This window comes from Aciditerrimonas ferrireducens, assembly GCF_023130475.1.
Taxonomy (GTDB): Bacteria; Actinomycetota; Acidimicrobiia; order Acidimicrobiales; family UBA8190; genus Aciditerrimonas; species Aciditerrimonas ferrireducens.
On record NZ_JAKHEX010000002.1, the window covers coordinates 50,864 to 73,440 of the forward strand.

At 73.8% G+C, this 22,577-nt stretch carries 24 protein-coding genes; 22 read left to right on the forward strand and 2 right to left on the reverse strand.

The genetic code is table 11. The annotated features are described in order from the left end of the window. The first annotated feature begins 51 nt into the window (after window positions 1–51). From rho to Acit_RS02305, 8 genes are all read left to right on the forward strand, one after another. Window positions 52–1,992 carry a transcription termination factor Rho gene (gene rho / locus Acit_RS02270; RefSeq protein ID WP_248105357.1) on the forward strand — a complete coding sequence of 647 codons (1,941 nt, stop codon included), beginning with the start codon at window positions 52–54 and terminating at the stop codon, window positions 1,990–1,992. Between the two features lie 48 nt (window positions 1,993–2,040). Next, window positions 2,041–2,271 (forward strand): 50S ribosomal protein L31, encoded by a 231-nt coding sequence (gene rpmE / locus Acit_RS02275; RefSeq protein ID WP_248105358.1) that lies wholly within the window; start codon window positions 2,041–2,043, stop codon window positions 2,269–2,271. Between the two features lie 119 nt (window positions 2,272–2,390). Continuing rightward, entirely contained in the window at window positions 2,391–3,527 is a 1,137-nt protein-coding gene (gene prfA / locus Acit_RS02280; protein WP_248105359.1) for a peptide chain release factor 1, read from the forward strand. A 21-nt stretch (window positions 3,528–3,548) separates the two neighbouring features. Then, on the forward strand, window positions 3,549–4,553 hold the full coding sequence (gene prmC / locus Acit_RS02285) for a peptide chain release factor N(5)-glutamine methyltransferase (RefSeq protein WP_248105360.1): 1,005 nt from the start codon (window positions 3,549–3,551) through the stop codon (window positions 4,551–4,553). Continuing rightward, window positions 4,546–5,217 carry an L-threonylcarbamoyladenylate synthase gene (locus Acit_RS02290; protein WP_248105361.1) on the forward strand — a complete coding sequence of 224 codons (672 nt, stop codon included), beginning with the start codon at window positions 4,546–4,548 and terminating at the stop codon, window positions 5,215–5,217. The genes prmC and Acit_RS02290 overlap by 8 nt, the downstream gene beginning before the upstream one ends. Continuing rightward, window positions 5,214–5,666, forward strand: coding sequence for a hypothetical protein (locus tag Acit_RS02295; protein WP_248105362.1), 453 nt, complete (start codon window positions 5,214–5,216; stop codon window positions 5,664–5,666). Before Acit_RS02290 ends, Acit_RS02295 begins: the two co-directional genes overlap by 4 nt. 13 nt (window positions 5,667–5,679) lie before the next feature. Next, complete coding sequence (locus Acit_RS02300; RefSeq protein ID WP_248105363.1) at window positions 5,680–5,898, forward strand: DUF6186 family protein; 219 nt, start codon at window positions 5,680–5,682, stop codon at window positions 5,896–5,898. Between the two features lie 177 nt (window positions 5,899–6,075). Continuing rightward, window positions 6,076–7,368, forward strand: coding sequence for a diguanylate cyclase domain-containing protein (locus tag Acit_RS02305; RefSeq protein WP_248105364.1), 1,293 nt, complete (start codon window positions 6,076–6,078; stop codon window positions 7,366–7,368). Between the two features lie 12 nt (window positions 7,369–7,380). Here the strand turns inward: Acit_RS02305 and Acit_RS02310 are convergent, their stop codons facing one another. Continuing rightward, window positions 7,381–8,922, reverse strand: a complete 1,542-nt coding sequence (locus Acit_RS02310; RefSeq protein WP_248105365.1) for a TLP1 C-terminal extension domain-containing protein — start codon at window positions 8,920–8,922, stop codon at window positions 7,381–7,383. 129 nt (window positions 8,923–9,051) lie between these two features. On the opposite strand from Acit_RS02310, the gene glyA reads away from it, so the two are divergent. The 12 genes from glyA to atpC all read left to right on the forward strand — a co-directional run bounded on the left by glyA (window position 9,052) and on the right by atpC (window position 19,752). Next, entirely contained in the window at window positions 9,052–10,377 is a 1,326-nt protein-coding gene (gene glyA, locus Acit_RS02315) for a serine hydroxymethyltransferase (protein ID WP_248105366.1), read from the forward strand. Window positions 10,378–10,381: 4 nt separating this feature from the next. Next, a complete protein-coding gene (locus Acit_RS02320; RefSeq protein ID WP_248105367.1) occupies window positions 10,382–11,656 on the forward strand; it encodes a glycosyltransferase family 4 protein in 1,275 nt (424 codons plus the stop codon). A 185-nt stretch (window positions 11,657–11,841) separates the two neighbouring features. Then, on the forward strand, window positions 11,842–12,093 hold the full coding sequence (locus Acit_RS02325) for an AtpZ/AtpI family protein (RefSeq protein WP_248105368.1): 252 nt from the start codon (window positions 11,842–11,844) through the stop codon (window positions 12,091–12,093). A gap of 34 nt (window positions 12,094–12,127) precedes the next feature. After that, window positions 12,128–12,556, forward strand: a complete 429-nt coding sequence (locus tag Acit_RS02330; RefSeq protein WP_248105369.1) for an ATP synthase subunit I — start codon at window positions 12,128–12,130, stop codon at window positions 12,554–12,556. After that, window positions 12,553–13,335: a F0F1 ATP synthase subunit A gene (gene atpB, locus Acit_RS02335; protein ID WP_248105370.1), complete on the forward strand. Its 783-nt coding sequence runs from the start codon at window positions 12,553–12,555 to the stop codon at window positions 13,333–13,335. Before Acit_RS02330 ends, atpB begins: the two co-directional genes overlap by 4 nt. Before the next feature lie 102 nt (window positions 13,336–13,437). Continuing rightward, entirely contained in the window at window positions 13,438–13,707 is a 270-nt protein-coding gene (locus Acit_RS02340; protein WP_282436053.1) for a F0F1 ATP synthase subunit C, read from the forward strand. A gap of 64 nt (window positions 13,708–13,771) precedes the next feature. After that, the gene (gene atpF / locus Acit_RS02345) at window positions 13,772–14,299 is read left to right on the forward strand and encodes a F0F1 ATP synthase subunit B (protein ID WP_248105371.1); all 528 of its coding nucleotides are present in this window, start codon (window positions 13,772–13,774) and stop codon (window positions 14,297–14,299) included. A 27-nt stretch (window positions 14,300–14,326) separates the two neighbouring features. Beyond that, on the forward strand, window positions 14,327–15,325 hold the full coding sequence (locus Acit_RS02350; protein ID WP_248105372.1) for a F0F1 ATP synthase subunit delta: 999 nt from the start codon (window positions 14,327–14,329) through the stop codon (window positions 15,323–15,325). Beyond that, window positions 15,318–16,841 (forward strand): F0F1 ATP synthase subunit alpha, encoded by a 1,524-nt coding sequence (gene atpA / locus Acit_RS02355; RefSeq protein WP_248105373.1) that lies wholly within the window; start codon window positions 15,318–15,320, stop codon window positions 16,839–16,841. Before Acit_RS02350 ends, atpA begins: the two co-directional genes overlap by 8 nt. A 1-nt stretch (window position 16,842) precedes the next feature. Beyond that, window positions 16,843–17,799: an ATP synthase F1 subunit gamma gene (gene atpG, locus Acit_RS02360; RefSeq protein ID WP_248105374.1), complete on the forward strand. Its 957-nt coding sequence runs from the start codon at window positions 16,843–16,845 to the stop codon at window positions 17,797–17,799. A 64-nt stretch (window positions 17,800–17,863) separates the two neighbouring features. Next, the gene (gene atpD / locus Acit_RS02365) at window positions 17,864–19,321 is read left to right on the forward strand and encodes a F0F1 ATP synthase subunit beta (protein WP_248105375.1); all 1,458 of its coding nucleotides are present in this window, start codon (window positions 17,864–17,866) and stop codon (window positions 19,319–19,321) included. A 2-nt stretch (window positions 19,322–19,323) separates the two neighbouring features. Next, entirely contained in the window at window positions 19,324–19,752 is a 429-nt protein-coding gene (gene atpC / locus Acit_RS02370) for an ATP synthase F1 subunit epsilon (RefSeq protein WP_248105376.1), read from the forward strand. Window positions 19,753–19,777: 25 nt separating this feature from the next. Here the strand turns inward: atpC and Acit_RS02375 are convergent, their stop codons facing one another. Then, window positions 19,778–20,731, reverse strand: coding sequence for a cation diffusion facilitator family transporter (locus tag Acit_RS02375; protein WP_248105377.1), 954 nt, complete (start codon window positions 20,729–20,731; stop codon window positions 19,778–19,780). A gap of 74 nt (window positions 20,732–20,805) precedes the next feature. On the opposite strand from Acit_RS02375, the gene Acit_RS02380 reads away from it, so the two are divergent. After that, window positions 20,806–21,912, forward strand: coding sequence for a cobalt-precorrin-5B (C(1))-methyltransferase (locus Acit_RS02380; protein ID WP_248105378.1), 1,107 nt, complete (start codon window positions 20,806–20,808; stop codon window positions 21,910–21,912). Window positions 21,913–21,920: 8 nt separating this feature from the next. Then, the gene (locus Acit_RS02385; RefSeq protein WP_248105379.1) at window positions 21,921–22,511 is read left to right on the forward strand and encodes a pyridoxamine 5'-phosphate oxidase family protein; all 591 of its coding nucleotides are present in this window, start codon (window positions 21,921–21,923) and stop codon (window positions 22,509–22,511) included. The last annotated feature ends 66 nt before the right edge of the window (window positions 22,512–22,577 follow it).

Genomic DNA, 22,577 nt, shown 5'->3' on the forward strand with positions numbered 1-22,577 from the left:
GTTGGCCTGTCCGAGGATCGGGGCAGTGCGGCGCGAGCGTGTGAGGGAGCAATGGCTGCAGAGCAGCTGGAGCGCTCGGTGCTCGAGCGCAAGGAGCGGGACGAACTCCGGGCAATCGCCCAGGCGATGGCCATCGAGGCGACGTCCCGGATGCGGAAGGCGGATCTGATCACCAAGATCCTCGTGGCCGCTGGGGTCGAAGCGCCGTCCCCGGACGCCGAGGGGGTGACGAGCGCGCCCCGAAGCGGTCGGGGGCGGGGACGGAAGGCTGCCGAGGACGCCGCCCCGAGCGAATCCCTCTTCGCCGAGGCGACCGAAGGGTCGGACGCACGGGTCGTGGAGCCCGAGGCAGCCCGAGCAGGGTCGGGAACCCCTGGCCTGGGGGAGAGGCCGAGGGACAGCGAGGCCACCCCGGACGGCAACGATCCGGTCCAGGCGGCGACCGAGGCGAGCGGCCAGGCCAACAACGGCCAGGGAGGGGTCCCGCCGGTGGCGAACGGCAGCGCCATCGGGGCGGGGTCCAGCGGACCCGACAGCGTCGGCACCCGGGGCAACGGCGCCGGTCCGGTGGCCGCTGGCGAGGAGGGGAGAGGCGGGCCGACCGCCGCTCCGTCTCCGGGTTCGGCGGCCGGGACCGATGCAGGTCCGGGAGGTTCGAGCAGCAACGGGCAGTCGTTGAGTCCGGCCGGGCTGCCGACCGTGGTCCCAAACGGTGGGCAGAGCGCCAACGGTGAGGGCGGCGGGCCCAGTGGGCCCCGCTTCGAACCCGGTGGGAGCCGGCGGGGCCGGCGGCGGCGGGGCCGGGGACAGGACCGGGGCGAGCCGCACGGCAACGAGCAGCATTACCAGGGCGAGCTGGTCCCGGTCCGGGGGCTGCTGGACCTGCGGGAGGAGGGCTACGGCTTCCTGCGGGCCGAGGGCTACCTCCCGAGCCAGCGGGACGTCTACGTCTCGATGAGCCAGGCCCGCCGGTTCGCCCTGCGGAAGGGCGACTGGGTGGAAGGGGCCTGCCGGCCGGCAGGCAACAGCGAGAAGTTCCCTGCCCTGGTGCGGATCGACTCCGTGTCGGGCATGTCCCCCGAGGAAGCCCGGAGCCGGCCCCGGTTCGAGGACCTGACGCCCCTGTTCCCCGACACTCGCCTGCGCCTGGAGACCCCGGGCTCTCCGGACAACCTGACGGCCCGGATCATCGACCTCCTGGCCCCGATCGGCAAGGGGCAGCGGGGGCTGATCGTCTCCCCGCCAAAGGCGGGCAAGACGACCATCATGAAGCAGATCGCGCACTCCATCGAGGCCAACAACCCCGAGGTGCACCTCATGGTGCTCCTGGTGGACGAACGGCCCGAGGAGGTGACGGACATGCGGCGGTCGGTGAAGGGCGAGGTGATCGCCTCGACCTTCGACCGACCTTCCGACGAGCACACCCAGGTGGCCGAGCTGGTCATCGAGCGAGCCAAGCGGCTGGTGGAGCTCGGCAAGGACGTCGTGATCATCCTGGACGGCATCACCCGGCTGGCCCGGGCCTACAACCTCGCCCAGCCGGCCAGCGGGCGGATCATGTCCGGTGGGGTCGACTCCGGGGCCCTCTACCCGCCGAAGAAGTTCTTCGGGGCCGCTCGGAACATCGAGGAGGGCGGCTCGCTGACCATCCTGGCCACCGCGCTGGTCGAGACCGGCTCGAAGATGGACGAGGTCATCTTCGAGGAGTTCAAGGGCACCGGCAACATGGAGCTCCGCCTCGACCGGCGGCTGGCCGAGCGCCGCCTCTACCCGGCGATCGACGTGAACGCCAGCTCGACCCGGCATGAGGAGCTGCTGTTCGAGCGCGGCCAGCTCCAGCAGGTCTGGAAGCTGCGGCGGGTGCTGAACGCCCTGGCGGCCGAGGGCAACGCGGCTGCCGGGCTGGACCTGCTGTTGGACAAGATCAAGACCACCCGGTCCAACGACGAGTTCCTGGCGGAGATCGCCAAGGGCCCCGCCCCGGTGGCCTGAGCTCGCCGGCCCCGACGGACGACGGTCACAGAAGGAGAGGAAGCTGCCATGAAAGCCGACATCCACCCCGCCTACGTCGAGAGCCGGGTGACCTGCTCCTGCGGCAACACCTTCACCACCCGCTCCACCAAGGCCGAGCTGCACGTGGAGCTCTGCAACGAGTGCCACCCCTTCTTCACGGGCAAGCAGAAGCTGGTGGACTCCGGTGGGCGGGTGGAGCGCTTCCAGCGCCGCTACGGCCAGCGGGCTACCCGGCGGCGCCCGGCCAGCCGGGCCTGAGGCCCCTGGAGGCCGTACGCCATTCGTCTGGTTCGGGTCGGTTCCAGGGTCCTGCGCACCGGGGCAGCTGAGCACCGCGCCGTCGCGGGCTGCAGCCTGAGGCTCGGTACCCTGGGACCGTGGAGGCCCCCGAGCTGGCGGCGCAAACAGCCACCTGGCGAGCCGAGCACCAGGCCGTCCTCGAAGCGCTGAGCGACCCGGCAGTCCTGCGGGACCCGGCCCGGCTCCGGCAGGTCTCCCGTCGGGAGAAGGAGCTGGCGGCGCTCGTCGAGGCCGCTGAGGCGGTGCAGCGGGCCGAGGCCGACCGGGCGGTGGCCCGGGAGCTGGTGGCCCACGCCGGTGGGGGGCCCGACCGGGACCTGGCTCGGGAAGAGCTCGAACACGCCGAGACGGTGCTCGAGGAGGCCTGGGCGGCGTTGCGCTCCCTGCTCGTCCCGAAGGACCCCGACGACGGCCGGGACGTGATCCTGGAGATCCGCGGCGCCGAGGGTGGCGAGGAAGCCAACCTCTTCGCCCGCGATCTCTTCGAGATGTACCGCCGCTACGCCGAGCGGCGGGGCTGGGACGTCGAGGTGCTCTCCCTCACGCTCTCGGACCTCCAGGGCATCGACCAGGTGACCCTGGTGGTCAAGGGACCCGACGCCTGGCAGCGGCTCAAGCACGAGGGCGGGCCGCACCGGGTGCAGCGGGTGCCGGCCACCGAGTCCCAGGGGCGGATCCATACCTCCTCGGCCACCGTGACCGTGCTGCCCCAAGCCGAGGAGGTCGAGGTCGAGATCGACCCGGCGGACCTGCGGGTGGACGTCTTCCGGTCGACCGGGCCAGGGGGGCAGTCGGTGAACACCACCGACTCGGCGGTCCGCATCACCCACCTGCCGACCGGCATCGTGGTCAGCATGCAGGACGAGAAGAGCCAGATCCAGAACCGGCAGAAGGCCATGGCGGTCCTGCGGTCCCGGCTGCGGCGCCTCGAGGAGGAACGGCAGCAGGCCGAGGCCAGCTCCCTGCGACGCAGCCAGGTCGGCAGCGGCGGCCGGTCGGAGAAGATCCGGACCTACAACTTCAAGGAGAACCGGGTCACCGACCATCGGATCCAGCTGACCCTCTACAAGCTGGACCGCATCCTCGAGGGCGACCTCGACGAGCTCGTCGACGCGCTCCTGGCCGCCGAACGAGCCGAGCAGCTGGCCCAACCCCTTGCCGAGGCTGCCTCGGCTACGCCGACCCCGAGTGGGGCCCGTCGGGCCCTGACCTGAGCCGATCCCCGAGGAGACACGATGGCGGAGTCACGGTTCGCCCCAGACCCGGGGAGCGGCGAGGACCACGGGCAGGAGGTCCGGGACGTGCTCCTGCGGACAGCCCGGCAGCTCGGTTCGGCCATGGAGGCCCGCTGGGTCCTCGAACACGTCCTCGGGCAGGGCACCAGCGCGATCCTCCTCGCCCAACGGGCCGCTCGGCTCGACCCCGGTGCCCTGGCCCGCCTGGATCGGCTGGTCGACCGGCGCCTGTCCGGGGAACCCCTGCAGTACGTGCTCGGCAGCTGGTCCTTCCGGGGCATCGAACTGCGGGTCGACCCCCGGGTGCTGATCCCCCGACCCGAGACCGAGGTCGTCGTCGGCCACGCCCTCGACGAGCTCGGCCCGGCGCTCGACCTGGCCGCCGCCCTCGGCCAGAGCCCGCACGCCGAGGTCCTGGCCGTGGACCTCGGGACTGGCTCGGGGGCCATCGCCGCTGCCCTGGCCGTCGAGGGTCCGGCGCGCGTCGGCGACCGACCCCTGCGGGTCCTGGCGGTCGACGACGCCCCCGACGCCTTGGAGGTCGCAGCCGCCAACCTCCAGGCCCTCGGGAAGCGCCATCCCGGTGCGGCGCCGGTGGAGCTGCGCCAGGGGGACTGGTTCGACGCCCTGCCCGGGGACCTGGCCGGCCAGGTGACCCTGGCCGTGGCCAACCCGCCCTACGTGGCCGAAGCCGAGTGGCGAGCGCTCGACCCGACGGTCCGGGACCACGAGCCCCGACGGGCTCTCGTCGGGGGCCCGACCGGCCGGGAAGCGGTCGACCGGATCCTCGCCCAAGCCTGCCGCTGGCTGGCCCCCTGGGGGGTGCTCGTCGTCGAGCTGGCCCCCAGCCAGGCCGAGGACGCTGCCCTGCGGGCCCTGGTCGACGGCTTCGACGCCGTTGTCGTCCGCCACGATCTCGCCGGTCGACCCCGGGCCCTGATCGCTCGCCGCTGGGGCACCACCGCCGAGGACCCGACCGACGACGAGGAGGAGCACCGTGGCTGACCCCGACGGGCCCCTGGGCGCGACGCCGGCGCGGCTGGTGCCCCGGGGACCAGCGGCCCTCGATCGCGTGGCCGAGGCCCTGGCCGCAGGGGCGGTCGTGGCCCTCCCGACCGACACCGTCTACGGCCTGGCGGTGCGGGCCTCCCTGCCCGAGGCGGCGGCGACCCTCAGCCGGGCCAAGGGCCGGGACGAGGCCACCCCGACGCAGGTGCTCGTGGCGGATCGGACCCAGGCCGAGGCGCTCGCCGCCCCGGGAACGCTCACCGGACCGATCGCCGGGCTCCTGGACCGCTTCTGGCCCGGGGGGCTGACCGTCGTCCTGCCCCGTCGACCCGGGGTGACCCTCGACCTCGGTGGGCAGGAGGACAGCGTGGGCCTGCGCTGCCCTGACGACCCCTGGCTCCAGGCCCTCTGCCGCCGGGTCGGGCCCCTTGCGGCCACCAGTGCCAACCGGCACGGCGAGCCGCCCCTGACCACGGCCGAAGCTGTCGTCGCCACCCTGGGTGAGGCGGTGGCCCTGGTCGTCGACGGCGGCGTCGGCGGGCAACTGGCCTCGAGCGTGCTGGACCTCCGCGCCGCGCCCCGGGTGCTCCGGGAAGGCGCCATACCCTCGGGTGCGCTCCTCGCCGCCCTCGGCGACGCCGGGGAGGCCGGCGGGTCGTGAGCCGGGCCGCCCTGGTCCTCCTGGGCTTGCTCCTCGCGGGCCTGGCGGCGACCAGCCGGCCGTTCACCGACGCGGCCGACGCCGAGACCGCTGCCGGCTTCGTCTTGGTCCTCGGACCTGCCGTCCTCGAGTGGCGACGCCAACGGCCCCGTGGGACCGACTCGGCAGACCTCGGGCCGCCGGCCGGGGTCGCGTCGGCCCCGGCCCAGCCCGACTGCCACCCGCCGGCCCGGAGCTGGCCCTGGCTGACCCTTTTCGCCCTGGCCGGGGCCCTCGAGCTGGCCACCTATTTCGCCGGCTTCGACGGCCAGCGCGCCCAGTTCCCGACCATCAGCTCCTTCGAGACCGCGGTGGACGCCCAACCCGTGCTGCGGGCCCTGCTCTTTCTCGGCTGGCTGGCCCTCGGGGCCAGCTTCGCCCTGGCAGGGCGGCCTCGAGGGAACCCGTGAGGACGTGGACCGGGTGCTGGTGACCATCGCCCTCGACGCGCTCTGGGCCGCCCTCGCCGCTGGGCTCGTCGGCCTCGTGGTGGCCAGCCACCTGCCCCGCCCGGTCGACCGCCCCGCACCGCTCGTCCAGCCCTTCGGCCAGCTGGTCCGCCGCGCCGTTGAGCGCCCCTGGGCCCGGGGTCTGCTCCTCCTCGGGTGGCTCTGGCTGGGCTGGCACTTCTTCGCTCGCTGAACCCCCGCCGCCTGCGGTCGTCTGGTCGGGGCCGTCGAGCTGGGGTGGGCGGCGGTCAGGCCCGGAATCACAACATGTCACACAAACTCCACAACGCCGGACACGGTCCCCACCCCACCGCCCCTTCTCGACACCAGGTCGCTTCACCTCCGGGCGCGGCGTGCCGATGCCGGGGACGTGGAACCCTCGGGCCCGCCAGCCGAGTGGCTGCGGCGGATCGTGGAGCAGATCGGCGAGGGCGTGGGGGTGGCCGACACCCGGGGCCGCATCGTGTTCATCAACGGTACGGGGGCCGCCATGGTCGGGTGGCCGGTAGAGGAGCTGCTCGGCCGGCACATCTCGGTCCTGCACCGCCCCGAGGCCTACCGCCGGCAGCTGGAGCCGCTGCGGCAACGGGCCCTCAAGGAGGGGACGGCCCGGGGCGTGGCGGAACACCTGCGGCGGGACGGCACGGTCTTCCTGGGTGAGACCACCATCAGTCGGCTGACCGACGAGGCGGGTCGCCCGCTGGGCCTGGTGCGGACCGTGCGGGACCTGACCGGTGAGCTGGCCGCCCAGGCCCGGGAGGAGACCCAACGGGAGCGGCTGGCCACCATCCTGGGCGTGCTGCGGGACCTGGTGCTGGTCCTGGGGCCCAGCGGGGAGATCCGGATGGTCTCGGGGTCCTGGACCCAGCGGGCGGGCTACCCGGTGGCGGCCATGGTCGGTCGCTCGGCGTTCGACTTCGTGCATCCTGACGACCAGGTCCGGGCGGCGACGCGGGCGGCTGAGCGGCTGGAGGAGCCGGCGGACAGCCCGGTCCGGCCCGTGGAGCTGCGGATCCGGCACGCCGACGGGCAATACCGATGGTACGAGGCGCTGGCCAGCCCGCTGCGCAGCGGCAGCGAGACCGAGCTGGTGGTGACCTTGCGGAGCATCGACCACCACCGGGCCCTGGCCGAGCAGCTGCAGGTGTTGGCCCGCAGCGACGCCCTGACGGGCTTGGCGAACCGGCGAGGGGCGCTGGAGGACCTGGAGGTGCTGCTCGACCGTTGGCGCGTGGCGGGCAAGGCGCCGGCGGTCGGCCAGGTGGCGGTGCTGTTCGTGGACCTGGACGGGTTCAAGGTGGTGAACGACACCTTGGGCCATGGGGCGGGGGACGACGTGTTGGTGGAGGCCGGGCGCCGGCTGCGAGGCTGCGTCCGTCGGGGGGACCTGGTGGCCCGTTGGGGCGGCGACGAGCTGCTGGTCGTGCTGGCCGACCCGCCGGATCAGGCGTTCGTGGACCGGGTGGCCGAGCGGGTGGCCGCAGCCCTGGCCGAACCGTTCGCGACCCGGGCCGGCCCTGCGTCGTTGCAGGCCAGCGTGGGTGTGGCGCTGGCGGCCCCGGGTGAGGGGGCCGAGGAGGTGGTCCGACGGGCCGACCGGGCGATGTACGCCAAGAAGCAGGCCCTGGGCCGACACCCGACGGCGGTGAGCGGGGGCCGCTGAGGGAGGGGCGAGCTAAGCGAGCCGGAGCTCCCGGCCCGGCTGGACGTGGCAGGGCTGGCGGAGGGGGTCGGTCTGGAGGAGGCCGGCGAGGACCTCAAGGTGGGTGCTCTGGGCCCAGGCCCGCTGGCCGGTGGGGGTCCGGACGGCGGCCACGGCCCGTTCGGGTTGGCCCTGGCGGTCGTGGACGACGGTGGCGACCTCGATGGTGGCGGGTCCCTGGTAGTTGGGGGCCTGGGGCTGGCGGGGGAGCTGGTCGACGTGCTGCTGGGGGTGGAGGAGCGCGAAGGGCCGCTCGGGGGGCCTGGTGGACCAGATCGAGAGCGCGTGCTTGGTGACGAACCAGCCCAGGCCGCTCACGAGGCCGAGGTCGCCGGGGTGCTGGCGGAGACGGTGGGCCATGGTGACGAGGCTGTGGGCGGCGTAGTCGTTGAGGGGCCCGCCGAAGAAGGTGAGGCCCCCGGTGACGGTGAGGTCCCGGCGGGGGTCGAAGGGGTCGAGCCCGAGCTCGGAGGCCGCGATCTGGACGGCCGAGGGGAAGCAGGAGTAGAGGTCGAAGTGGGCCAGATCGTCGACGCCGAGGCCGAGGTGGGCGAAGAGGGCCTGGCCGCAGGCGGCGATGGCCGGGGACCGGTGAAGCTCGGGCCGCTCGGAGACGAACCAGTGGTCGGTGGCCTCGGCGCCCGCCAGGGGGAAGACCCAGCGGTCCTCGGGCACCCCGGCGGCCCGGGCGGTGTCGAGCGAGCAGAGGACGAGGGCGGCGGCCTGGTCGACCCGGTCGTAGGCCACGAGGTGGCGGGTGTAGGGGGTGGCGATGAGACGGTTGGCCGGGCCGGGGGTGATGAGCTGCTCGGCTGAACGGGGAGTGGGGTCCCAGGCGAAGGGGTGGCGGGCGGCGACCGTGGAGAAACGGGCCCAGAGCTGGCCGACGAGCTGCTGGTGGGCGGCCTGGTCCCGCTGGGCAGCGGCGCGGAGGGCCTCCTCGAAGAGGGGGTAGACGTGGATGGGCAGGCCGAGGCCGACGGCCAGCTCCTCCTCGGAGGAGCCGGGTCGGTCGACCCCGTGGAGGCGGGGCTCAGGGGTGTCGGGCCCCTGGGTGGTCCAGGGGGGTTCGGCCCCGTCGTGGGCTCGCCGGTGGGCGAGGCGGCTGGCGGTGCACTCGGCGCCGGCGACGAGGACGACGTCGTGGTGGCCGGCGGCGATGGCCTCGGCAGCGGCGAGGGTGAGGGCGACGGGGCTGTTGCCGCCGATGGTCGACTGGACGAGCTCGGACGGGGCGAGGCCGATGCGCCGGGCCAGGAGGAGGGGCGCGTTGCGGTAGTGCCAGCTGAGGGGCCGGACCATGCGGAGCGAGCCGAGGGCCCCGCGTAGACGCGCACCGGCGCCGGTGTCCTCGAAGGCGGCCTGGGCGGCGAGGGCGGCCAGCTCGACCGGTTCGACACCGGGGGGCACCTCGAGGCCGTCCCGGGGCGTGAGCCCACCGACGCGGGGTGCACCGGGCCGGTTGGTGACCTGGGCAGCGCCGACGAGGACCGGGGTTCGCGGGTCGAGGGCCATGCGCCCAGCTTATCGATTAGCGAGTCAGTTTCCCAGGGGGCCGGGACGTGCGGCGGGGCGCCGGGCGGGGTGCTGGCTAAGCTCGCTGCGTCGTTCCCGGCAGGAGCCGGCTGGCGAAGAGGAGGTTGGATGGGCGAGCGGGTGGAGGTGGAGCCGTTGGCGACGCCGTTCGACACCTGGCTCGCCGGAGACCCCGAGGTCCGAAAGCTCCTGCGGGAGGAGGCGGTGCGGCAGCGGACCTGCCTGCAGCTGATCGCCTCGGAGAACTTCACCTCGCCGGCCGTGCTGGCGGCCACGGGGTCGGTGCTGACGAACAAGTACGCGGAGGGGTACCCGGGGCGGCGCTACTACGGCGGCAACCAGGTCATCGACGAGGTGGAGGACCTGGCGCGGCGGCGGGCGACGGAACTGTTCGGGGCGGAGCACGCCAACGTGCAGCCCCACTCGGGGGCCTCGGCGAACCTGGCCGTCTACCAGGCCCTGCTGGAGCCGGGTGACACGGTGCTGGCGATGCGGCTGGACCAGGGCGGGCACCTGACGCACGGCGCCCCGGCGAGCATCACCTCGAAGATCTGGCGTTTCGTGGCCTACGGGGTCACGCCGGCCTCGGCCGACCCGGCCCGTCCCGGGGAGGTGATCGACCTGGAGCAGGTGGCCGAGCTGGCCCGTCGGGAGCGGCCCCGGCTGATCGTGGCCGGCGCCACCGCTTACCCGCGGGTGCTCGACGCCCAGCCGTTCCGGGAGATCGCCGACGAGGTGGGGGCGCTGTTGATGGTCGACCTCGCCCACCCCGCCGGGCTGGTCGCCGGGAAGGCCCATCCGAGCCCGGTGCCCTTCGCCGACGTCGTGACCTTCACCACCCACAAGACCCTGCGGGGGCCCCGGGGCGGTGCCATCCTCTGTCGGGAGGACCTGGCGAAGCGGATCGACCAGGCGGTGTTCCCCGGCCTGCAGGGTGGGCCGCTGGAGCACGTGGTGGCCGCCAAGGCGGTCGCCTTCGGCGAGGCCCTGCAGCCCTCTTTCCAGGCCTATGCCGCAGCGGTGGTGGCGAACGCCCGGGCCCTGGCCGAGGCCCTGGCGGCCGAGGGCTTCCGGCTGGTCTCGGGGGGGACGGACAACCACCTGGTGCTGGTCGACCTGCGGCCCTTCGACCCGGAGCTGACCGGCAAGGAAGCCCAGGAGGTGCTGGACCGGGCGGGCATCACGGTGAACCGGAACACCATCCCGGACGATCCGCGCTCGGCGTTCGTGACCTCGGGTCTTCGGTTGGGGACGGCGGCCGAGACGACGGCCGGCATGGGGCCGAGCGAGATGGCCCGGATCGCCGGGCTGCTGGTGCGGGCCCTGCGGTGCCGGCACGAGGACGCCGAGGTGGCCCGGGTGCGAGCCGAGGTGGCCGAGCTCTGCGCCAGCTTCCCGCCCTACCCGGAGCTGGAACGGGCCCAGGAGGCCTGAGATCGTGCCCGACGGCGGCTACCTGGCCGTCGCGGCCGTGGCCGCCGTGGTGACCTTCGCCGGCACCTTCGGCGTGCGGGCCCTGGCTCCCCGGGTGGGCCTGGTGGACCGGCCCGGGGGTCGGCGGGTGCACCTGCGACCCACCCCCCTGGGCGGCGGGGCGGCCATGCTCCTGGGGGTCGTGGTGGCGATGGCCGTGGCCGGTCTGCTGCCCGGCCTGGGGCGGGTGACGGCTGGCAGCTCGGAGCCCCTGGGGGTCTGCCTGGGGGCGGCGGTGATCTTCGGGGTGGGGCTGATCGACGACTTCCGGGAGATGTCGGCCCCGGCGAAGGTGGCGGGGGAGGTCCTGGCAGCCAGCGTGCTGGTGGTGACCGGGGTGACCTTGTTCCAGCTGAAGGTTCCCTTCGCCGGGTTCGTGGTCCTCTCGCCCCAGATGATCCCGTTGCTGACGGCCCTCTGGGTGATCGTGATCACCAACGCCGTGAACCTCATCGACGGCCTGGACGGCCTGGCTGCCGGGGTGGTGGGGATCGCCGCGGCCGCCCTGTGCGTCTACGGGCTGCGGCTGATCCACGACGGTTCGCTGCCGGCGGACAACCTGGGACCGTTGCTGGCGGCGGTGACCGTCGGGGTGTGTGTGGGGTTCCTGCCGCACAACGTCCACCCGGCGAAGGTGTTCATGGGGGACAGCGGGGCGCTGCTCCTCGGCCTGCTGATGGCGGCGGCGACCATGGTGGTGGGCGGGCGGACCAGCGAGGTGGTGAGCGGCCAGACCTACTTTTTCTTCGCGCCCCTGTTCATCCCGCTGTTCATCCTGGGGGTGCCGATCGCCGACATGGTCTTCGCCATCGTCCGCCGGACGGCCCGTCGCCAGGGGTTCCACACCCCGGACAAGGACCATGTGCACCATCGGTTGCTGCGGCTGGGCCACGGGCACCGGCGGACGGTGGTGATCCTGTGGGCGTGGACGGCGGTGCTCTCGGGGTTCGTCCTGACGCCCTTGTTCGTGCCGGCCGGCAACGCGGTGATCCCCTTCGGGGCGGCGGTGCTGGGCCTGCTGCTCTACACGTTCTTCCACCCGGGCCTGCACCGGGGCGGCGATCCGGGCGAGGTTGGGGCGACGACGGGCGTCGGCCAGGGAGACCCGGGGGCTGGGCCGTTGCACGGGGACGAACCGGGGGCCGCCGAGCCGACGGCTGTCCTGGAGACCGTCCCGCCTGGCCCTCGGGCGCCGGGAAGCGGCGGCCCGCGGGCCACCCCGCAGGACCCCTGGGCTTAGGCGCCGCAGGCGCCCTGGTCAGTGGCCGTTTTGGCACCGGCCGCCGGGCGATGCCATCATGGCGCCCGTGCCGTATCCCGAACCTGCGTCGACCATGGCGCCGGTGACGTGCCCGTTGACGGGGCGCCGCCGGGTGGCCGGCTGACGGCGGCGGGGCGGAGCGATGGCTCGGTACGCTCTGCGCTGTGGCGCGCGCGAGGCCAGCAGGCGGGGAGTCGAGCGGGCCGCAGGGGCCCGGGCAGCCGCCGTCCCCGGGGCTGTTCGATCTGCTGGCCTTGGGGTTGACCATGGCCTTGCTGGTCGGCGGTGGCCTGGGGATCGGTCTCCTGGTGGACGACTGGCTGGGCAGCTCGCCCATCGCCACGTTCTGCGGCTTGGGCCTCGGGGTGGTCTTCGCCGGCCTGGCGCTCTGGGACCGCTCGCGGCGCTACCTCTGAACCCGCCCGGCACCGAGGAGGGGGGGCGGGCGCCATGGTGAACGTCCTCTCGGCCCTCTCGGTGCCCCAGCTCTCCGTCCTGGCCCGGCGGACTGCTCTGGTCGCCCTCGGGGTAGGCGTGGTGGCCCTCATCGTGACCTTCGTGCTGGGCATGCCCCTGGCCGGCCTCGGGGTGTGCCTGGGGCTGGCCATGGCCCTGGTGAACTTCCGGCTGATCGCCCGGTCCACGGCTCGAGCCTCGGCGGCAGCCGAGCCGGCTCGGCGCCGGCCCCTGGTGACCTCGACGCTGGGACGCCTGGGGGCCATCAGCGTGGTGGCCCTCCTGCTGGCCTGGCTGGTCCGACCCCTCGGGTTCGGCACCATCGTCGGCCTCGCCCTCTTCCAGTTCGCCCTGCTGGCCAACGTGGTGACCGCGCTGCTGCGGGACGGGGCCCTTCGGACCGAGGAGGACGGTCGGTCGTGAGTCTGCTGGGAAGCGGCCTGGGCCGGCTGGGCGGGGGCCTGCCGATCCTCGCCACGAACATCAGCGTCGGCGACCACCTGCACGTGGCCGCCGGTGGCCTGACCTTCAACCTGGACACCCTCTGGGAGACCGGGGTGGCCATGCTGGTCGTCATCGGCCTGGGGCTGCTCGTCAGCCGGCGGGCCACCTCGGGCGTGCCGGGCAAGCTGCAGCTCATGTGGGAGATGGCTGTGGATGCGATCAACCGGCAGCTCGAAGGCTCGGTCGGGCCGCGGGGCCGGTCGATCGTGCCCTTGGCCCTGGCCCTGTTCGTCTTCATCTTGGTGGCCAACTGGCTGACCACCTTCGAGATAGGGGCGAAGATCGACCCCTTGGGGCCGCCGACCGCCGACATCAACCTCACCCTGGCCCTGGCGGTCATCGTGATCGTCCCGGTGCACGTCGCGTCGATCCGGACCCGAGGCCTTCGGGGCTACGTGAAGCACTACTTCAGCCCGTACCCCTTCCTGTTCCCGATCAACCTCGTCGAGGAGATCGCCAAGCCGATCACCCTGGCCCTGCGGCTCTTCGGCAACCTGCTCTCCAGCGTGCTCATGATCGCCCTGTTGGCCGCTCTGGCAGCGTGGACGATCGCCCACATCCCCATCGGCGACGTGGCCACCTTGCTCCTGGAGACGGTCTGGAAGCTCTTCGACTTGTTGATCGGGGCGATCCAGGCCTTCATCTTCTCCCTGTTGACCATCCTCTACTTCGATGCAGCCATGAGCGACGCCCACTGACCCCGCCGCTGGGCCAGCCGACGGCTGGCCCGAAGGCGCGCCGCCGAGCTGGCGGCACCGAGTTCCCCCCGACCCAGCAACCCCGAGAAGGAGCAGACCACGATGGCAGCGGACAAAGCCCTCGACCAGGCGATCAGCCTCGCCGGCGCCATGGTCGGCGGCGGCCTCCTGATGGGTGGTGGCGCCGTCGGCGCCGCCATCGGTGACGGCCTGGCCGGGAGCCAGACCATCGCCGGGGTCGCCCGCCAGCCCGAGGCCCAGGGACGGCTGTTCACCATCATGTTCCTGACCGTCGGCCTGGTCGAGGCCATGTACTTCATCAACCTGGCCTTCACCGCCCTCTTCGTCTTCTCGCTCTACAAGAAGGGCTGAGGATGGCCGGCTGGGAGGTGCCGGGCCGGGTCGGCCGGCAGGGGCCGAGGGGAGGTGCGACGCGGTGATCGCCTCGAACTTCCTGGTCCCCAACGGGACCTTCATCGTCGAGATCATCGCCTTCCTGATCGTCCTGGCCGTGATCGGCTGGAAGGTGGTGCCGATCCTGAACAAGGCCTTGGAGGAGCGCCAAGGGCAGATCAAGGCCTCCTTGGAGGCCGCCGAGGCGGCCCGGGCCGAGGCCGACGCGCGCCGGCGGGAGCGGGAGCAGATCCTGGAGGAGGCCCGGGCCCAGGCCCGTGAGATCGTGGCCCAGGCCAACGCCACGGCCGAGCGTCTCCGGGAGGAGGCCCAGCGGCGGGCCCAGGAGGAGCACGACCGGATCGTGGCGTCGGCCGAGCAGGAGATCGCCCAGGCCCGCCAGCGAGCCGTGGACGAGGTGAGCGCCCAGGTCGGTGCCCTGGTGTTGGCGGTGGCCCGGCAGGTCGTCGGTCGGGAGGTGGACGCCGAGGCCCATCGGGCTTTGCTCGACGAGGCGGCGGCGGCCCTGCGGGCCTCGACGGACTCGGCCGCGGCGAACGCCGCGCACTGAGGCGGCCAGAGGCGAGGGCAGAGGACGATGGACCTGGCGACCCGGGGCTACACCCTGACGGTCTGCCGCCAGGGCAGCGAGGATGTCGCTCGGCGCCTGGCCGACGAGCTGGCCCAGGTGAGCGAACTGGTGGAAGGCCAAGCCGACCTGGCCATGGCGGTGAGCGACGTGGCCGTCGCCCTGCCGGCGCGGCGGGCCATCCTGCAGGACCTCTTCGCCGAGCGGGTGGCGCCGGCGACCTGGCGGGTCGTGCGGTTCACCGTCGAGACCGAACGGGCACCGGAGCTGCTGAGCGCGTTGTTGGCCGTGGTCGAGCTGGTCCGGTTGCAGGCGGAGCGGCCCGAGGAGGTCGAAGCGCAGGACGACCGACCCCTCGGGCACGGGGCCCTGCGCCGGCTCCTGCGGGGGGTGGCGGCCGCCGCCTTCGAGGAGGTCGAGGACGCCGAGACCCTCAGGGAGGTCGAGGACGAGCTGTTCCGCTTCGCCCGGATCGTCGAGGCCCACGGGGAGCTGCGGCGGGCCCTGCGGGACCACGGGGTGCCGGCCCGAGGGCGGGTCGCCCTGGTGCGCTCCTTGCTGGCCGAGCGGGCCCATCCGGCGACCGTGACGGTGGTCGGCGAAGCGGTCCGGCTCCGGCTGCGCGACGCCGTCGGGGTCCTGGACTGGCTGGCCGAGCGGGCCGCCGAGGCCCGGGGGTGGCGGATCGGTCGGGTGACGGCTGCCCGGGAGGTCGACGCGGACGAGCAGCGGGCCCTGGCTGCGGCCCTGGAGCAGCTGACCGGTCGGCCGGTCGAGCTGCAGGTGACGCTGGACCCGGCGCTGCTCGGCGGCGCCCGGGTCGAGATCGGGGACCTGCTGGTGGACGCCACGACGGCTCACCGGCTGGCCGAGGTGGGCGAGCGGTTGCGGGTGCCCGAAGGGGCGGTCCGGGCCGCGTTCGAAGCGGCAGGTCGCCCCGGTGCGGGGCGGCCCACGGGCGGCCCAAGCGGGCGGGCCCTGGGACAGGAGGGATCGGAGCGTGGCTGAGCTGACCATCAACGCCGAGGAGATCGCCGCCGTCCTGGCGCGGCACGTGAGCGAGTACCAGCCGGGGGTCGCCGCCGAGCAGGTCGGCCGCATCGTCGAGGTCGGCGACGGCATCGCCCGGGTCTCGGGACTGCCCGGTGCGGCAGTGAACGAGCTGCTGGAGTTCGAGGACGGGACGGTCGGCCTGGCCCTGAACCTCGACGAGGACACCATCGGGTGCGTCGTCCTGGGCGACGACACCGGCCTGGAGGAGGAGCAGCTGGTCCGGGCCACCGGGCGGATTCTCTCGGTGCCGGTCGGCGACGGCCTGTTGGGCCGGGTGGTGAACCCCCTCGGGGAGCCCATCGACGGCAAGGGGGTCATCCAGGCCACCGAGACCCGCCGGCTCGAGGTCCAGGCCCCCGGGATCGTCGACCGTCAGCCGGTCAAGGAACCGCTGCAGACCGGCATCAAGGCCATCGACGCCATGACCCCCATCGGCCGGGGGCAGCGGGAGCTGATCATCGGGGACCGCAAGACCGGCAAGACCACGGTGGCGATCGACACGATCATCAACCAGCGGGGCCAGGGCGTGAAGTGCATCTACGTGGCCATCGGGCAGAAGGGGTCGTCCATCGCCCAGACGGTGGCCACCCTGGCCGAGCACGGGGCCCTGGAGTACACGGTGGTGGTGGCCGCGGCGGCTTCCGAGCCTGCCCCGTTCAAGTACCTGGCGCCCTACGCCGGCTGCGCCATGGGCCAGCACTGGATGGAGCACGGCGAGCACGCCCTGATCGTCTACGACGACCTCTCGAAGCAGGCCGAGGCCTACCGGCAGCTCTCGCTGCTACTCCGGCGGCCCCCGGGGCGGGAGGCGTACCCGGGCGACGTCTTCTACCTCCACAGCCGGCTGCTGGAGCGGGCGGCCAAGCTCTCCGACGAGAAGGGCGGGGGTTCGCTGACCGCCCTGCCGATCATCGAGACGAAGGCCGGCGACGTGTCGGCCTACATCCCGACGAACGTCATCTCCATCACCGACGGCCAGGTCTACCTGGAGTCCGAGCTGTTCTACGCCGGGGTCCGGCCGGCGATGAACGTGGGCATCTCCGTCTCCCGGGTCGGTGGGGCGGCCCAGGTGCGGGCCATGCGGTCGGTCTCGGGGACCTTGAAGATCGACCTGGCCCAGTTCCGCGAGCTGGAGGCCTTCGCCACCTTCGGCTCGGAGCTCGACAAGGTCTCCCAGGCCCAGCTGGAGCGGGGCTACCGGCTGACCGAGCTGCTCAAGCAGCCCCAGAACGCCCCGATGCCGGTCGAGGAGCAGGTCGTGGTGATCTACGCCGGCACGAAGGGCTACGTGGACCGGGTCCCGGTCGCCGAGGTCCGGCGCTACGAGCAGGAGCTGCTGGCCTGGCTGCGGGCCGAGCAGGCCGACCTGCTGGCCCACATCCGGGACACGGGGCAGCTGCCCGAGGGGGACCGGTTGGACCAGGTCCTCTCGACGTTCACCGAGCGGTTCACCGCCGGCCTGGGGAGCTGAGGTGCCCGGCGGCCAGGAACGGGCGCTGCGGCGCCGGATCCGAAGCGTCCAAGCGACGCAGAAGATCACCCGCGCCATGGAGCTCATCGCCGCCTCCCAGATCGTCCGGGCCCAGAACCGGCTGGCCGCCGCCCTGCCCTACCAGCGGGGCCTGGCCGAGGTCCTGGCCGAGGCGGCCGCCGACGCCGGCGACCAGGCCGGCCGGCTGCTCGGCACCCCGGAGGACCCCCGACGGATCCTCGTGCTGTGCCTCGTGGCCGACCGGGGCCTCTGCGGCGGCTACAACGCCAACGTCCTGCGGGCCACCGAGCGGCTGGTCCGTGCCCGCCGGCAGGCCGGGGCGACGGTCCAGGTGGTGACCGTGGGCCGCAAAGCCCCGCCCTACCTGCGGTTCCGGCGGGTGGAGGTGAGCCGGAGCTTCGGGGGGTTCTCGGACCGCCCGAGCTTCGCCGACGCCCGGGCGGTGGCCGAGGCAGTGGTGCCCCCCTTCCTGGCCGAGGAGATCGACCAGGTCCTCGTGGTCTCCACCCGCTACCGCTCGGCTGGTACCCAGGTGGTCGAGGAGCGCCAGCTCCTGCCCCTGCCCGACCCGAGCGCCGACGGGGAGGCGACCCCGCGCACCCCGGCGGCCGGCGAGGACCTGCCGCCGGGCACCGTCGGGCCCGAGGACCGACAGGGGTACGTGGAGTTCGAGCCGGCCTCCCAGGACCTCCTGGGCGAGCTGGTGCCCCGCTACGCCGAGGCGGCCATCTTCGGGGCCCTGCTCGAGGCGGCGGTCTCGGAGCACACCGCCCGCCAGCGGGCCATGGCGGCGGCCACGGACAACGCCGAGGAGCTGGTCAAGACCCTGACCCGGGTCATGAACCGGGCCCGGCAGGACGCCATCACCACCGAGATCATGGAGATCGTGGGCGGGGCCGAGGCCCTGCGGCAAGCCGAGGAAGCCGAGGCCAGCTAGGCGGCAGGCTGGTCAGGAACGGTTCGGGACCCAGAGACGAGCCAGAGACGAGGAGCGAGGCAGGATGACGACGACAGCCCCAGCCCAGGCGGCCCAGCGGGCCAACGGGCTCCCCGACGGCCGGGTCGTGGCCATCGCCGGCCCGGTGGTCGACGTGGAGTTCCCGCCGCACGGCTTGCCGGAGATCAACCACGCCCTGGAGATGGACGTGGAGCTGGAGGGCCGCACGGTGACCATCACCGCCGAGGTGGCCCAGCAGATCGGTGAGGGCCGGGTGCGCTGCATCTGCCTGAAGCCCACCGACGGGCTCCGCCGGGGCACGGCGGTGCGGAACCTCGGCCGGGGCCTGGCGGTGCCGGTCGGCGACGCCGTGCTCGGCCACGTCTTCAACGTCCTGGGCGAGGCCCTCGACACCGTCGACATCGGCGCGGTCGAGGAGCGCTGGGAGATCCACCGGGACCCCCCGCCCTTCGACGCCCTGGAGCCCCGGGCCGAGATGTTCGAGACCGGCATCAAGGTCATCGACCTCCTGGAGCCCTACGTGCGGGGCGGCAAGATCGGCCTCTTTGGCGGGGCCGGGGTGGGCAAGACGGTGCTCATCATGGAGATGATCAACCGGGTGGCGACGAACCACGGCGGGGTGTCGGTCTTCGCCGGGGTGGGCGAGCGGACCCGGGAGGGCACCGACCTCTGGCTCGAGATGCAGGAGTCGGGGGTCATCGAGAAGGCCGCCCTGGTCTACGGCCAGATGGACGAGCCGCCGGGGGTGCGGCTGCGGGTCGGCCTCTCGGCCCTGACCATGGCCGAGTACTTCCGGGACGTGAAGGGCCAGGACGTCCTGCTCTTCATCGACAACATCTTCCGGTTCGTCCAGGCCGGTTCGGAGGTCTCGACCCTGCTGGGCCGGATGCCCTCGGCCGTCGGCTACCAGCCGACCCTGGCCGACGAGATGGGCCAGCTCCAGGAGCGGATCACCTCGACCCGGGGCCGCTCGATCACCTCGCTCCAGGCGGTCTACGTGCCGGCCGACGACTACACCGACCCGGCCCCCTTCACCACCTTCACCCACCTGGACGCCACCACCGAGCTGTCCCGCCAGATCGCGTCCCTGGGGATCTACCCGGCGGTCGACCCCCTGGCCTCGACCTCGAACATCTTGACCCCCGAGGTCGTCGGCGAGCGGCACTACCAGGTCGCCCGGGGGGTCCAGAGCGTCCTCCAGCGCTACCGGGAGCTCCAGGACATCATCGCCATCCTGGGCCTCGACGAGCTCTCCGAGGAGGACCGGCTGACGGTGAACCGGGCCCGGAAGATCCAGCGGTTCCTCTCCCAGCCCTTCAACGTCGGCGAGGCCTTCACCGGCCTGAAGGGAGTCACGGTGCCGGTGGCCGAGACCGTGGAGTCCTTCGAGGCCCTCTTGAAGGGCGAGCTGGACGACGTGCCCGAGCAGGCCTTCTTGAACGTCGGGGGGGCCGAGTCGGTCCTGGCGAAGGCCCGGGAGCTCCAGAAGGAGGCCGAGTAGCCGTGGCCCTGCCGGCGGCCGTCGTGACCCCCGAGCGGGTGCTGGTGCGGACCGAGGCGACCGAGGTCCACCTGCGGACCGAGGAGGGCGAAGCCGCGTTCCTCCCAGGCCACACCCCCCTGATCGGGGCGCTCGTGCCCTGCCTGCTGCGGGTGGTCGAGGCCGAGGGCGAGCAGCGCCTGGCGGTCCACGGCGGGTTCGTCCACGTCGAGCAGGCCGGCCTGGTGGTCCTGACCCCGGTGGCCGAGCGAGCCGAGGAGATCGATGTGGCCCGGGCCCAGCGGGCCCGGGAGCGGGCCGAGGCCCGCTTGGCCGAGCTGCGCAACGCCGAGGCCCCACCCGAGGAGCTGGCCGCGGTCGAGGCCGCCTTGGCCCGGGCTCAGCTCCGCCTGGAGGTGGCCGCTGGCGGCGGGCCGGGCACCGGCAGCTGAGCCGCCGGGGCCGGCCCCGCGGACTTCAGGGGTGCACGGCCCGTTCGTGGTCCAGGTGGCTGGCCGGCTCGATCTGGAAGGTCGAGTGCTCGACGTCGAAGTGGTCGGCGAGGCACTCCTGGAGGTCGTCGAGGAGGGCGCCGGCCCGGCTCTGGAGGACGCGGTCGTCGACGACCACGTGGGCGGTGAGGATCGGGAGGCCTGAGGTGAGGCTCCAGGCGTGGAGGTCGTGGACGGCCACCACGCCGGGCAGGGCCAGGAGGTGCTGGTGGACCTCGGCCAAGGCCACCTCGGCTGGGGCGGCCTGGAGGAGGATCCGACCCGAGCGCCGTAGGAGGTCCCAGCCGGTGCGGACCATGAGGGCCACCACGAGGAGCGACGCCGCGGTGTCGGCCAGCTCGACGTGGGCGACCAGGATGAGGACCCCGGCGAGCAAGGTGGCGAGGAAGGCAGCCAGGTCGGCGACCATGTGGCGGAAGGCCCCCTCGACGTTCAGCGACCCCCGGTCCGCCTTCGTCAGGAGCGCAGTGGCGGCCAGGTTGACGAGGACCCCGGCGGCCGCCACCCCGACGACCGTGGCGCCCTCGACCCGAACCGCGGGGTGCAGGAGGCGGCTGATGGCGCTCTCGACGACCAGGGCGGCGGCCACCACGAGGGCGATCCCGTTCGCCGCGGCCGAGAGGATCTCGGCCCGCTGGAGGCCGTAGGTCCACGGACCCCCGGCGGGTCGGCGGGCCAGCCGGATGGCCGCCACGGCCCCCACGAGGGCCCCCGCGTCGGTCAGCATGTGGCCGGCGTCGGCGAGCAGCGCCAGGGAGTGGGCGAGGACCCCGAGGACGACCTCGGCGACCAGGAAACCCCCGATGAGCACCAGGGCCTGGAGGAGGGCCCGCTCGTCGGTAGCGGTGCCGTGCCCAAGGCCGTGGTGGTGGTCAGCGTGCGGGGCGCGGGTCCGGGGCCGCGGGGCGGGCCGGTCCATGGGCTGACGGTAGCGGAGGCCCAGGTAGGGGGCAACGCTGGCGGCCGGTCGCCCCGGGGCGTCAGACTGGCGGGGTGCCCGACGCGCCCCGGCGACCCCACGAGCCGGCCCTCAGCCCTGAGGTGGCCCGTCGTCGACGGGGCCTGCGCACCGGCTGGACCACCGGCACCTGCGCTAGCGCGGCGGCCAAGGCCGCCGCCCTGGCCGCGTGGACCGGTCAGCGCCCGACCGAGGTCGAGGTCGGCCTGCCGAGCGGCCAGCGGGTCCGGTTCCCGGTCGAATGGGACCAGGAGGGCCGGGCGGTGGTGGTGAAGGATGCCGGCGACGACCCGGACTGCACCGACGGGGCCCGCATGACGGCTGCCGTGGCCCCTGGCCGGGGGCCGGGCACCGAGCTGCTGGCCGGCGAGGGGGTCGGCACGGTCACGAAGCCCGGCCTGGGCCTGGCGGTCGGCGGTCCGGCCATCACCCCGGTGCCCCGCCGGATGATCCTGGCCGCCCTGGCCGAGGTGAGCCCCGAGCCCCTGGTGGTGACCTTCTCGGTGCCCGACGGGGAGCGGATGGCGGAGGAGACGACGAACGCCCGGCTGGGGATCCTCGGGGGCATCTCCATCCTGGGCACCACCGGCATCGTCCGCCCCTTCTCGACCGCCTCCTACCGGGCCTCGGTGGTCCAGCAGGTCGACGTGGCCAGCGCCCAGGGCGAGCGGACCGTGGTCCTCGCCACCGGGGCCCGCTCCCTCGCCGCGGCCGAACGGCTGCACCCCGGGCTGGACCCGGTGTGCTTCGTGGAGGTCGGGGACTTCACCGGGGTGGCCCTGCGGCGCTGCGTCCGCCAGGGGGTGGCCCAGGTGGTCTTCGTGGGCATGGCCGGCAAGGTCAGCAAGCTGGCGGCCGGGGTGATGATGACCCACTTCCACCGCTCCGACGTCGACACCGGCCTGCTCGAGGAGGCGGCTCGGGCCACCGGCGCGCCCCCGGCGGTGGTGGCCGCGGCCCGAGCCACCGCCACCGCCCGGCACTTCTGCGAGGTCTGCCTGGCCGAGGGCTTCCTCGCGCCCCTCCAGCTGCTCTGCGAGCAGGCCCGGGCGGCCTGCCGGACCTTCGTGGACGGTGCCCTGGCCGTGGAGGTCGTGATGGTGGACTTCGAGGGCCAGCAGGTCCTCGGCTGGGCTCGGTAGCCTGTCGCATGGGCCGCGTGGAGGACCGCATCGATTCGACCACCGCTGCCTTCTTGGAGGCCCAGCCGGTCTTCTTCGTCGCCAGCGCCCCGCTGGCGGCCGACGGCCGGGTGAACTGCTCGCCGAAGGGCAACCGGGGCGAGCTCAAGGTCCTCGGTCCGCGGCTCCTGGCCTACGCCGACCAAACGGGCAGTGGCGCCGAGACCGCCGCCCATCTCCGGGAGAACGGCCGGCTGGTGCTCATGGCCTGCGCGTTCTCGGGGCCGCCCCGGATCGTCCGGGTGCACGGCCGGGGGCGGGTGGCGGAGCGAGCGACGCCCGAGTTCCTCGACCTGGCCCGCCAGCTCCCGGCCTTCGCACCGCGCAGCCCTGGCAGGACCCCGCCGCCGGTGCCGGCCGGGGTGCGGGCCGTCGTGGTCCTCGAGGTCGAGCGGGTCTCGAGCTCCTGCGGCTACGGGGTCCCGCTGCTGCGCTTCGAAGGGCACCGGTCGCAGCTGGACGACTGGGCGGAGCGCAAGGGCCCCGAGGGCCTGGCCGCCTACCGGGCGGCGAAGAACGCCCGGAGCATCGACGGCTTGCCCGCCCTGGGCGACCCCTGAGCCAAGAGCCCGGCACCCGCCTCGGGTCCGGGGCCCGAGGCCGGCTCCAGCGGCGCTCTCGGGGGA